We start from the raw sequence: 12,239 nt of genomic DNA on the forward strand, positions 1-12,239 counted from the left end.
CGGATCTACCATACAGACACCCCCCATCGTTAACAAGTAACACGAATTCGTCTGGGGAGTCAAAAAATCAACAGGTTGATTTCAGGAATGGACGACGTTTGAAGAACGGGGAATCACCCCACGCCCCGTCTGGCAGCCCATTCGACTGGCTTTCTGCTCGGACAGCCATCTGAGCAGAAACGACCTCTTACGGATAAAACCCCGTATTGGGGTAGTCCGGACGGCCGTCGTCATTGTCGTACTCAATCGCTTCCGCCTCATCGAGAGTCAATTGAATCCGTTCGATTTTTTCAGCCGTACGCGTATGGCTGTTGACTGTCACAAGAATACCGCTCATTCGCACATCACCGGTGGCAAGCTCAAAGGGGTACGGCATTTGTGTACGAAACGCACGGATCACACAGTCGCTTTTACGTCCCAGTACCGAATCATGCGATCCAGTCATGCCGATATCGGTAATATACGCCGTCCCCTTCTGCAGAATCCGTTCATCCGCGGTCACAATATGCGTATGGGTCCCATACACACAGGCCACTTTGCCATCCAGATAATATCCCATCGCCACTTTTTCGCTGGTCGCTTCGGCGTGCATTTCGACAAAAACAATCTCGGCCTGCTGGGCCACACGCGACAGGATGGAATCTATTTTCGCATACGGACAATCCGCCGGCTTCATAAAAATCCGCCCAATCAGCGGTATCACCGCCACCGATACGCCGCGGCCTGTCTGATATATCGCATAGTCACGACCCGCTGCACTGGCCGACAGGTTCGCCGGGCGGGCAATGTTGGTATTCCCTTCTAAAACAGGGATAATCTCTTTTTTTCGAAATGCATGGTCCCCCAGGGTGATTAAATGAACGCCATATTTATTCAGCTTCTCATAAATCTGAGGCGTCAGCCCAGACCCGCCGGCGGCATTTTCCGCATTGGCAATCACGCAATCGATCTGTCGTTCCCTGACCAGGCCAGACAGACGCAACGCCAAGGCCCGTCGTCCAGGTCGGCCGACAATATCCCCGATACACAAAATAGTCAGCTTCATCCAACTCCCTGCGGCAGCTTACGCAATGCAGCCGACCGGCTCGCACCGGAGGCGGCATCCCGTATTTGCCCCTTAGGATTACCGAGCGTATTCCACACAGCGCACTTCACGCAGCAAGGTCACCTTGATTTCACCCGGATAGGTCATTTCTTCTTCAATCTTTTTGGCAATATCACGTGCCACTTTCATTGCAGATTCATCATTAATCTGATTGGCATCCACAATCACACGAATCTCACGACCCGCCTGGATCGCAAAACACCCTTCCACGCCTTTGAAGCTGCCGGCAATTTCTTCCAGTTTTTCAAGTCGCTTGATATAACGCTCCAGCGTTTCACGGCGAGCCCCGGGACGCGATGCACTGATGGCATCTGACGCGGCAATCAGCGGCGTATACGGATTATCCGGCGGGCAATCGCCATGGTGTGCCTCAACCGCATTAATCACGATCTGCGGCTCCTTAAACCGACGCAGATAATTGGCCCCAATAGCCGGGTGACCGCCTTCAATTTCGCGGTCCATCGCCTTGCCAATATCATGCAGCAGCCCCGCTCGTTTGGCCATGGTGCCATCCAGACCCAACTCATCGGCCATCACCTGGGCCAAAAACGCCACTTCGACGCTGTGCCGCAATACATTCTGCCCATAACTGGTACGATAATGCAGCGCCCCCAGCATACCAAGAATCTTATTATTCAGACCACGAACATCCACTTCTTCAGCCGCTTCCTTACCAATCTGCATCACCTTAGCGTGAACATCTTTCTTGGTCTGGGCCACAATTTCCTCGATTCGGCTCGGGTGGATGCGCCCATCCTGAATCAAACGCTCCATACTCAGCCGGGCCACTTCCCGACGAATCGGATTAAAACCGCTGACCACAATCACACCTGGCGTGTCATCCACAATCACGTCAACGCCAGTCGCCTTTTCAAACGCCCGGATATTCCGCCCCTCACGACCGATTATACGACCTTTCATCTCGTCATTGGGGATATCCACCATCGAAACACTGACCTCACAGGTCTGCTCTGCCGCATACCGCTGAATTGCCAGGTTGATGATTTCCTTGGCTTTTTCCTCGGCCTGTTCTTCCGCCTGAGCAACTTTGCGGGAAATCAATTGTCCCATCTCCCGCTCGCATTCTTCTTCCAGGTTGGTTAACAGCAGCTGGCGAGCCTGCTCAACATCCATCCCGGTGATTTTGAGCAATTGACTTTTCTGCTGGGCAAGAACCGTTGATAACTCCTTATTTTTGGCATTATAGCTCTGGATTTGCCTTTGTACTTCCTGCTCGGATTGCTTGACCTGTTTTTCACGCTGGATGAGTTGTTCGGTTTGTCGCTCCAGAACGTCTTCTCTTTTGGATAGACGCAATTCCTGATTCCGCAGCTCGCTTTCTTTTTTCTCCACTTCAGCAGTGAATTCCTGACGCTTTTTCATCTGCTCAGAGGCAGCGTCCAAGCGGGCCTCTTTCACTATCGTTTCGGCTTCCCGACGAGCTGTCTCTATGCGATTCTGAATCTCCTGTTCGACCTTTTTGGACCGTGTTTTGGCAAATCCAAGAACCAGAAGAAGCGAGCCTACACCGCCTATGATAAGCCCCAAAATTAATCCGATGATGATAGTTCCCCCCATCGCTTGTGCTAATATTACCATGCTGCACCTTTCCTTTACTACTGCATATTCGGTCTTATGCACAGGTCCCGCAAGGGGTTACAGCAGCATGAGCAAAGGTATGAAGTCAATTTAACAAGACCCGTATCAGCAACGCTTGAGGCGCAACATCCCCTTCTCAGGCAGACCGCTCTTGTGGGTGGAGCCGAAACTGCCTGTTCGATAGAATACATTCATTGGGTTGCTTCCCATTCCCCGGCACCCTGGCCGAAGCCGTTGTTATTATACAACTCTGTCCTGACTACATTCACCGACACGACACCGATTTCGGACTTGACAGGACCACTTCTTGTCCCGCCTTTCGCCCATCTTTGTCGCAGACCGATGTTTATGAAGCTCTGCTGCCTGCCCACTTTTCGTGGTCGGCTGTGCTGGTTTCCATCCTCCGAACCAAATCATCCTCGGCCAGACGGAAACGCTATCTATATTTAACCCTCTACGCAAAGGGTCTATCCTTTATCATACCCACTCTTTGATTTCGGTCAAGCGAAAACCATTTCTACAACAAATATTCTGGGTTCTTATATTATCGGACTCGTTTTAACCCCAAAGGCATTATATTCATTAAAACAAGGTTTTTCGTTAATCGAGCCCCCTTTCTTGACGAATCTGTTTCCAGCGGAATGATTGAGTAGCCGCATAATGAATTGTTTCATTTCAGGGTATTTTTTATGCTGAAAAGAAAAGATGTTCTCACGACCGGCCAGGTCGCTCAAATATGCAATGTCGCTCCTCGTACTGTGACCAAATGGTTCGACTCCGGCCAGCTTCGCGGCTATCGGATCCCCGGCTCACGGGACCGCCGGATTCCGCTGAGTGAATTGATCCGCTTTATGAAGGCTCACAATATCCCGACAGACGGACTCGACAAAGGCCATGTCCGGATATTACTCATAGACAGCAACGAGACAGCCTGTACGACTCTGACCGAAGCCCTGACTTCCAAGGGGGCGTTTGATATTGAATCCGCTCAGAACAGCTTTGATGCAGGCTTGATGGCCCAGAAATTCCTGCCAAATGTCATCCTGATTAATCTGATGTCAACCCAGATTGATGCCCAGCAGCTGTGCAACCATATTCGGGATAATGATGATCTCAAAGACACCAAGGTCATCGCGATTGCAGCCGGACTTGGTGAAAACGAATCAAAGGCCCTCCGGAATAAAGGCTTTGATGCCGTCGTAACGGAACCCTCTAATCTCGACCAAATTCTCCTGGTTATTCAGCAAGCCTGTACAATTATGTAAATCCAATGTTTTGCTGCCAGGTAGGTATCTAAACCCTCTCTTGGGATTCTACGCCATAAAACCTCCATGCTTTGGGATTACTAGTCAACAGCCCCCTCACATCCAACTCAGTTCTCCTTTGGATTTGAAGAATACAAGTCGACTTTGTCGTCTTCCTCAAAAGACCTTGCCTAAACTGTCTTCAGGAGTTAGGATACGCTGAAACGATGACGCGTGTCATTCGGACAAGAGGATAAACAGAGCCCATGCAAACACAACACGGCTCAGAGAAGTCTCCGTTTCCCATTGCGGCCTGTTCCGTTTGAGCCCTCCCAGGCCGTGTCCTTGGCGCGATACGGAAAGCATACGATTCGAATCAGATGGATACAAGGAATCGGACAAATTGGATTGAAATGATCGATGAAAGACAATACAATCCGGTGCGGAATACTACTTATGGATCGAACAGCATCGTAAACGACTGCGGATGTCGGAATATTCTCTCGCAGAAGCTGGCATAAAAAGAAAGAGCAGAACATTTAGGGGTATCCCGATAATGCTTTGGATTAGAATCAAAAAAGTAATGAAGCTCATTTTACCTGAGAGCATCTTGAATCTCATCTGGAAAATACCTGTCTGTTTTGAGTATATTAGTACCTATCTTGTTTTTCTTTTTGCCAAAAAGCATCATCAAAAGCTCGGGTGGCAAGAACTTGACTCTCTCCAAAAACAATACGTCTGTCCTCGCAAAAACATTACCTTAGAACAAGCTGTGCAATTGGCTCAGCATCGCATAGACACTCTGCTTCAACTTCTTCCCAAAGACAGAAGGCCCGAGACTCTTCTTGAAACCGGAGCCGGTGATGGATTGTTCTCAATTGTCGCTCAACGACAATACGGCATCCAGGCTACGGCAATTGATCTGAGTATCAGACCCAATCCGGAACTTGAGAAAAATGAAATCGATTTTAAGATCATGGATGTAACAAACATGGAGTTTAAGGACTGCACATTCGACTGTGTCGTCTCATTTGATGCCTTTGAACACTTCATGGATCCGTCAAAAGCGCTGCTTGAAATGCTTCGTGTGACAAAGCCCAAAGGTTTTGTCTACCTTGATTTTGGCCCGATTTATTACTCTGCCTATGGGCTTCACCTTTATAAATGCATCTATGTTCCGTACAGTCAGTACTTATTCGACTATGAAATGATGAAAGAATACGTCGCAAAAAACAATTTGCAATTTATCGCCGCCAAAACGCTTAATCAATGGAGTCTGAAGCAGTACGACCAATTATTCCAAAGCGTGACCACAAAAGCCGATGTGATCCATAGAAGGGTTATTAACGACACGCATCATCTCAAGCTGGTTCGTAAATACCCCGGTTTGTTTAAGGCACAGACGCCACAGTTCCAGGATCTAATCCATAACCGAATTACTCTAATCCTGCAGAAAAAATGATTGGATTCAATACTATCAGAGATTATCCACCTCTCACCGGCCAGAGGTACATCCGATAATTCTGTTTTCATAAGCGGTTCTATTTACTATAGACTGACCCATGATTTAATTCAGGACATTTCTTCATCGTGATGGCATTCCTTCGGCCGTATCAACGATAAAGGGGCGGCCTAAAACCGACCATTAATCCAATAAGTCTTTTACATCCGCTTTGTTTTGCCATTCCCGGCAATTGCCCTGGTATAGACAGCCCGAAGAATTTTTGCCTGCGGAATTGAAACGCATTGATTTTTCATTATCCAGCGGTTATGTTATTCCCTGTGCAGCAACTGCCAAACAGCCCCGCAAAACGGCGAATCGTCAAGAAATTCGTAATAGGAGAATGGATTATGCGTTCAACTCTCATCTCGCTGGCAATCGTCCTGGTCTCTGTGTGCTCTGCGGCCGGGCAAAATACCGCAGGCGGCTTCCTGCTGCCTGGCTCGTCGGAGGGCGTCACCCTTTGGTCTGTCTCATCGGGCATTAAGATTAAGCCGGACAGCTCAATACCGCAGGACAAACAGGAGGCCATTCTTGTTCGCGCCGCCCGCAATGAAGCGGAAGCCGTGCAACTGGTGATCCGTCCGGCGGCTGATTTAACCGGCCTGTCAGCAGCAGTGGGCCGGCTGCGAAGCGATGCGGGCGAAGTCCTTGCCGCGGATGCGGTGGAGATTCTGCGTGTGGATTATGTAACGACCACGCAGGCCACCGACATCAGCACTACCGTCGGGGAGTGGCCGGACCCGCTGCCGCCGCTCAAAGATCCCATCGACCTGAAGGCAGGCCGCAACCAGCCGCTGTGGATTCGGGTGTCCGTGCCGCGGGCGGCGCCGGCAGGCCGATACAGCGGGCAGATTCTCCTGAAGGCCGGGGATTATGCCGCAGCGATTCCGCTGCACGTCGAAGTGTATGACTTTACCCTGCCGGATCGTGCAAGCTGCACGAGCGCTTTTGGATTTTCGGCGTCGACTGTCTTTGAGTATCATGGCCTCAAAGACGAAAAAGACAAGCGACTGGTTCTTGATAAGTATCTGGCCAGCTTCGCCGCCCACCGTATTTCCCCTTTTGATCCGGCGCCGCTGGATCCCATCCGGGTCACCTGGCCGAAGGTATCCCCGCCGCCATCCCGTTTTAAAAACTGGGACAACCTCCGGATCGTCACCAACGAGGCGTATCAGGGGAATGCGGCGATCGTCATTTTTGATGATGACAAAACCGCTAACACGACCGTGACCTATAAACCATTGATTGCGATTCCCAAAGCCGGGCTTAAGCTGTCTTTTGCATGGCGCAACGCCCTGCCCGACGACACCGCCCTGGTCACGCTGAATCATTATGACGCCGATGGGAATTGGATGTCGGGGCAAAACCGCGATATTCCGGTGCAAAGCGGCGGACGCTGGAAGGAATTTTCCGAAACATTTACGGAATTCCCCGAGGGAGCCTGTTCGGTTCGCCTTCACCTGCGGGCCACCCGCTGGCAGGATGATGGGCAGTTCACAGGACTGACGTGGTTTGACAATGTCTCACTGAAAAACGCACAGACAGGCGAGGAACTCCTCGTCGGCGGTGATTTTGAAACCATCCGGCGAACGGAGCTGCTGGCCCCCGCCGAAACGCTGGCGCCGGTGCTGGATTTTGACGCCTGGGACAAGGCGATGAGCAGGGCGATGAACGATTATCATTTTAATTCGTTTCAACTGCATATACCCGGCATGGGCGGCGGCACGTTTCACGAGATCTTCCAGCCGGAACTGCTGGGCTTTACTGAAGACGACCCTGAATACGCCATCCTGTTCGAGTCCTACTGCCGTCAGATTCAGCAGCATCTGGATGAAAAGGGCTGGACCGATAAGGCGTTTATCTACTGGTTTGACGAGCCGGATCCGCATCAATACGCGTTCGTCAAACACGGCTTTGACAAGCTCAAGCGGGCCTGCCCGAAGATTAGCCGGATGCTGACCGAACAGCCGGAACCGCCGCTGTTTGGCGGGCCGAACATCTATTGCGTCATTTCCTATCTGTACCGGCACTCGGCGGCCCAGCAGCGGCGCGCAGAGGGTGACCGGTTCTGGTGGTATATCTGCTGCGGGCCCAAGGCGCCGTTTTGTACGCTGTTTATCGATCATCCGGGCACGGAGCTGCGGGTGTGGCTGTGGCAGACCTGGGAACGCAATATCGAGGGCATTCTCATCTGGCAAACCAATTACTGGACCAGTTCGGCAGCGTATCCGGATGCAGCTCATCCGCAAAATCCTTATCAGGACCCGATGAGCTGGACCAGCGGCTATTCGACGCCGGCAGGCAAAAAGCTGGCGTGGGGCAATGGAGATGGGCGGTTTATTTATCCACCGGCTGCGGCGGCTGACGGCAAGCCGACATCTCCGGTGCTGGACGGACCGGTGGACAGCATCCGCTGGGAGATGCTCCGCGATGGAATTGAGGACTATGAATATCTGACGATGCTTAAAAAACTGCTGACAGAGAGGAAAGAGTCCCTGGACAAGACCGTTTATCAACAATATGCTGAGTTATTAACGGTCCCTGAAACGATTTCCAAAGACCTAATGCATTTTACCACCGACCCGACGACCATCGAAGCCCAGCGGCATAAAATCGCCCAGGCCATTGAGCAGCTTCAGAAACAGTCAAGGCACATTGCCGCCCCTTGATAAAACCTTGCCTAAACCGTCATCTGGAGTTAGGATACGCTGAAATGATGATGCGTATCATTCGTACGAGAGGATATAAACAGCCCATGCAAACACAACACGGCTCACAGAAGTCTCCGTTTCGCTTTTGTCCCCGATGCGGCAGGCAAGCCCTCATTCCCCACGAGGTCAAGGCCTATCGCTGTACGGAATGCAGATTTGAATTTTATCTGAATGTCGCCGCGGCCGTGGCGGGATTTATTCCGGATGCCCAGGGCCGCCTGCTGGTTACCGTGCGGGGTAAAGACCCCGGCAAAGGCACCCTTGATTTGCCCGGCGGGTTCATCGACCCCTATGAAAATGCCGAGCAGGCCATCCGGCGGGAAATCAAGGAAGAGCTGAATTTAGAGGTGACGGACACAGTTTACCTGTTTTCCTCCCCGAATCAATATCCATATATGAATGTCACCTATCATACGATGGATCTGGGCTATTTGTGCAGGGTGGAACAGTTTGGCAACTTAAAACTGGCGGATGAAATCGCCGACTGCCGATTTGTCGATCCATCGCAATTAAAGACAGAATTATTTGGTTTTCCGTCGATTCGTCAGATGATTGACTTATTTCGGGAGGGTTCCGGACATCGGAAATCCATCAATCACTAATCCTTCCAGGAGAGACTACGTATGCATGTGACTTGTGTGACCGTTCATGTCAAGCCAGACCATATCGAGGAATTTATTCAGGCAACCCTCGAAAACCATCGCGGCTCAGTTCTGGAGCCGGGAAATCTGCGTTTCGATATTCTCCAGCATGGACAGAATCCGTGCCAGTTTATGCTGTATGAAGCCTATGAATCCGAAGAAGCCGCGGCGGCCCATAAAAAAACTGCTCATTATCTCAAATGGCGGGACACCGTTGCCGATTGGATGGCCGCACCGCGGGAGGGGACACGCTATCGAATACTTTGCCCAACGGACAAAACACAGTGGTAAATGTGGGACTGGAAGCTGGCAACGTAAACAGATGAACCTGGATTAAAAGGAATTTCTTCACACCAAAGTCGTTTAAGACAGAATACTCATACCCAAATGAGCCATCCTATGCGCATAAAAAAAGGCCCTGCCTTGTGAGCAGGGCCTTTTAAAATCAACAGTTAAGCCAAAGCAGCGATCACGCCTGACAATGTTCGTTTTTATAAGGAGACAAATCTATGTCTCGAACGAACAGTTTTCCTTTAGAAAGGAGGTGATCCAGCCGCAGGTTCCCCTACGGCTACCTTGTTACGACTTAGTGCCAGTCACCGAACTTACCGTCGGCAGGCGTCTCCTTGCGGTTGACAACCCGACTTCGGGTACTTCCGGCTCCCATCACTTGACGGGCGGTGTGTACAAGGCTCAGGAACACATTCACCGCGTCATAGCTGATACGCGATTACTAGCGATTCCAACTTCATGCAGGCGAATTGACAGCCTACAATCTGAACTGGGGCGACTTTTTTGCGATTTGCTCCACCTCGCGGTCTTGCGTCGCTCTGTAGTCGCCATTGTAGCACGTGTGAAGCCCTAGGCATAAAGGCCATGAGGACTTGACGTCGTCCCCACCTTCCTCCGGTTTAACACCGGCAGTCCCGCTAGAGTTCCCGGCATGACCCGCTGGTAACTAACGGCAGGGGTTTCGCTCGTTAAAGGACTTAACCCGACATCTCACGACACGAGCTGACGACAGCCATGCAGCACCTGTGTACGTTTCACCCGAAGGTAACTAACCCTGTTTCCAGGGCAGCATCCGTACATGTCAAACCTAGGTAAGGTTCTGCGCGTTGCTTCGAATTAATCCACATGCTCCACCGCTTGTGTGAGCCCCCGTCAATTCCTTTGAGTTTTAGCCTTGCGACCGTACTCCCCAGGCGGTCGACTTAACACTTTTGCTTCGGCTGTAACAGTGTCAGAACCACTACAACCTAGTCGACATCGTTTAGGGCGTGGACTACCAGGGTATCTAATCCTGTTTGCTCCCCACGCTTTCGTGCATCAGCGTCAGGACAAGCCCAGTGTGCTGTCTTCACCTTCGGCGTTCCTCTTGATATCTACGCATTCCACCGCTCCACCAAGAGTTCCACACACCCCTGCTTGCCTCAAGAAATGCAGTTTGCCGAGCAATGCCTTGGTTAAGCCAAGGTATTTCACAAGACACTTACATCTCCGCCTACGCACCCTTTAAGCCCAGTGATTTCGAATAACGCTTGTCACCTTCGTATTACCGCGACTGCTGGCACGAAGTTAGTCGTGACTTCCTCTGGGGCTGATCAACCTTACGGCTTTCGAACCCCTGACAATAGTTTACATCCCGAAGGACTTCATCCTATACGCGGCGTCGCTGGGTCAGGCTTTCGCCCATTGCCCAATATTCGTTACTGCAGCCCTCCGTGGAGGTCCGGGCAGTGTCTCAGTCCCGATGTGGCGGGTCAACCTCTCAGTCCCGCTACCCGTCATCGCCTTGGTGAGCCGTTACCTCACCAACTAGCTGATAGGAGATAGGCCGCTCCCGCGCCGATAAATCTTTGATCAGCAATCCTGCGATCGCTGATATCATCCGGTATTACCGCTCCTTTCGGAACGCTATTCCGAAGCACGGGGTACGTTACCTATCTATTCCGCACCCTTTCGCCACTATACGATCTCTCGGTTACCCAATTGACCGTATCGTTCGACTTGCATGTCTTAGCCACGCCGCCAGCGTTCATTCTGAGCCAGGATCAAACTCTTCAATTTGTATCCTTGACTTCCGTCCTTGCGGACGGCAATCTTTTTCGCAATCACCAACTCAAACTCGCTCACGCAACGAGAACTCAATTGGTGAACCGAGACCTGGCGTCCCGGCATGAGATTTTTACACCTGAATTGGTTTTTAAGATTCTTAAGGGCCTTGTCGTGAACCCTTAGAACCCACGTTCTCGCTGCTTTAATATGGCATTAACTGTTTACTTTTCAAAGAGCCTTTTTCGACTCAGGACAAACCCTATCAACTTCGTCGACTGGTTACCTTTGCCGAAATAATAAGCGGCCAAGTCTGACTTCTTAAGGAAGTCTTTTTCTTGCCCGCCTGAGAGAGTACATCATAGCTAAAAATTGTTGCCCGTCAACAGGCTTTTTTAAATTTTTTACAATTTTTTTCAGCTCTCCGTACCCCCTCGGGTTCCAAAGAGAAGGGGGAGTTTATCCATCGAATCGCCCCTTGTCAAGGCATTTTCAAATAAAATTTTCACATATCTTATAACTATTTGCTAGATATAGATTTATGTGCACCAAAAAAATATCCAACTGGCGTTTTCGTGTCTGCTTTATGCCTGGTTGGTTCTATTTGGACACCACAATTCCACAAAGAAAAGATTCATTTTTTTGGATTTGGCGGTATGATGAAACCGGCGAAACGTTATGTTGCAGACTAAAACTGATTGTGCCGGGAGCAAAACCATGCATCCTAAAAAAGGATTTGCCGCGATTCTTGGGCTTTTAATTGTCGTCGCCATCGCGATGATGCTGTATTTTATGGATCTTAAAACCATTTTTGGTCCCTCCAGATCCTATGTGGAACGCCCTGCCGCCATCGAAGACCATCCCTGGCAGCTGGACGACCTCCTGATCGCCCCGGACAAGAATGTCCCATCGCCCCGAAAAGGCCAACCGGAATTACTTGAACCCCTCCTCATCCATGCTCGCGTACACCGCAACGATGCCCCGCGAGGCCAGGTCAGCGTGTCTTTCGGGAAAGACTGCCGCGTTGCCGCCGACTGGGCTGCACAGTATGAATCCAACAAAAAAACAATCACCATCAATTCGCACCTGAACGGCAATATCGTCCCGTCCAAAGAATATTCCGATGCCCAGGGCAACATTGACAAAACCCGTTTGTTCTTTATCGCCAAAGGTCCATATACCCAGACGACACACCTGCCGGACAACACCATCCAATCCGAACAGGGAACGGCCTATCTCCTTGGCTGGCTGCATACCGACAACACGGTCGTCGGCACCCTCACCATCACCACCGATCAGACCTGGTCGGCCCAGTATCCGTTGACCTCCAAGGCGTCCACCGCATCGCCCCAATAAAATCGCTTTGGCACTTTTTGGTAA

The 12,239-nt window shown here is 50.8% G+C and carries 8 protein-coding genes and 1 rRNA gene; 6 read left to right on the forward strand and 3 right to left on the reverse strand.

Going from position 1 to position 12,239, the window contains the following annotated elements; translation table 11 throughout:
• Positions 1-187 precede the first annotated feature (187 nt).
• Complete coding sequence (locus ACQ9LF_RS01150; protein WP_462487522.1) at positions 188-1,045, reverse strand: TIGR00282 family metallophosphoesterase; 858 nt, start codon at positions 1,043-1,045, stop codon at positions 188-190.
• A gap of 78 nt (positions 1,046-1,123) precedes the next feature.
• Positions 1,124-2,704 carry a ribonuclease Y gene (gene rny, locus ACQ9LF_RS01155; protein ID WP_462487523.1) on the reverse strand — a complete coding sequence of 527 codons (1,581 nt, stop codon included), beginning with the start codon at positions 2,702-2,704 and terminating at the stop codon, positions 1,124-1,126.
• A 689-nt stretch (positions 2,705-3,393) separates the two neighbouring features.
• Here rny and ACQ9LF_RS01160 point away from each other — a divergent pair.
• The 5 genes from ACQ9LF_RS01160 to ACQ9LF_RS01180 all read left to right on the forward strand — a co-directional run bounded on the left by ACQ9LF_RS01160 (position 3,394) and on the right by ACQ9LF_RS01180 (position 9,095).
• On the forward strand, positions 3,394-3,969 hold the full coding sequence (locus ACQ9LF_RS01160; protein WP_462487524.1) for a helix-turn-helix domain-containing protein: 576 nt from the start codon (positions 3,394-3,396) through the stop codon (positions 3,967-3,969).
• 535 nt (positions 3,970-4,504) lie between these two features.
• Positions 4,505-5,410, forward strand: coding sequence for a class I SAM-dependent methyltransferase (locus tag ACQ9LF_RS01165; RefSeq protein WP_462487525.1), 906 nt, complete (start codon positions 4,505-4,507; stop codon positions 5,408-5,410).
• Positions 5,411-5,799: 389 nt separating this feature from the next.
• Entirely contained in the window at positions 5,800-8,121 is a 2,322-nt protein-coding gene (locus tag ACQ9LF_RS01170; RefSeq protein WP_462487526.1) for a DUF4091 domain-containing protein, read from the forward strand.
• An 86-nt stretch (positions 8,122-8,207) separates the two neighbouring features.
• Complete coding sequence (locus tag ACQ9LF_RS01175) at positions 8,208-8,765, forward strand: NUDIX hydrolase (RefSeq protein ID WP_462487527.1); 558 nt, start codon at positions 8,208-8,210, stop codon at positions 8,763-8,765.
• A 21-nt stretch (positions 8,766-8,786) separates the two neighbouring features.
• A complete protein-coding gene (locus tag ACQ9LF_RS01180; protein WP_462487528.1) occupies positions 8,787-9,095 on the forward strand; it encodes an antibiotic biosynthesis monooxygenase in 309 nt (102 codons plus the stop codon).
• A gap of 246 nt (positions 9,096-9,341) precedes the next feature.
• Here the strand turns inward: ACQ9LF_RS01180 and ACQ9LF_RS01185 are convergent.
• Positions 9,342-10,874: ribosomal RNA gene (locus ACQ9LF_RS01185) — 16S ribosomal RNA — on the reverse strand.
• Positions 10,875-11,576: 702 nt separating this feature from the next.
• On the opposite strand from ACQ9LF_RS01185, the gene ACQ9LF_RS01190 reads away from it, so the two are divergent.
• A complete protein-coding gene (locus tag ACQ9LF_RS01190; RefSeq protein ID WP_462487529.1) occupies positions 11,577-12,215 on the forward strand; it encodes a hypothetical protein in 639 nt (212 codons plus the stop codon).
• Positions 12,216-12,239: the final 24 nt, after the last annotated feature.

This window comes from Anaeroglomus insulsum (genome assembly GCF_050689095.1).
Taxonomy (GTDB): Bacteria; Planctomycetota; Phycisphaerae; order Sedimentisphaerales; family Anaerohalosphaeraceae; genus Anaeroglomus; species Anaeroglomus insulsum.

Excerpts from the sequence above, each read along its gene's own strand:
- ACQ9LF_RS01170 (WP_462487526.1), top strand. The coding sequence starts at position 5,800 with ATGCGTTCAACTCTCATCTCGCTGGCAATCGTCCTGGTCTCTGTGTGC.
- ACQ9LF_RS01160 (WP_462487524.1), top strand. The coding sequence starts at position 3,394 with ATGCTGAAAAGAAAAGATGTTCTCACGACCGGCCAGGTCGCTCAAATA.
- ACQ9LF_RS01175 (WP_462487527.1), top strand. The coding sequence starts at position 8,208 with ATGCAAACACAACACGGCTCACAGAAGTCTCCGTTTCGCTTTTGTCCC.
- ACQ9LF_RS01190 (WP_462487529.1), top strand. The coding sequence starts at position 11,577 with ATGCATCCTAAAAAAGGATTTGCCGCGATTCTTGGGCTTTTAATTGTC.
- ACQ9LF_RS01150 (WP_462487522.1), bottom strand. The coding sequence starts at position 1,045 with ATGAAGCTGACTATTTTGTGTATCGGGGATATTGTCGGCCGACCTGGA.
- ACQ9LF_RS01180 (WP_462487528.1), top strand. The coding sequence starts at position 8,787 with ATGCATGTGACTTGTGTGACCGTTCATGTCAAGCCAGACCATATCGAG.
- ACQ9LF_RS01165 (WP_462487525.1), top strand. The coding sequence starts at position 4,505 with ATGCTTTGGATTAGAATCAAAAAAGTAATGAAGCTCATTTTACCTGAG.
- rny (WP_462487523.1), bottom strand. The coding sequence starts at position 2,704 with ATGGTAATATTAGCACAAGCGATGGGGGGAACTATCATCATCGGATTA.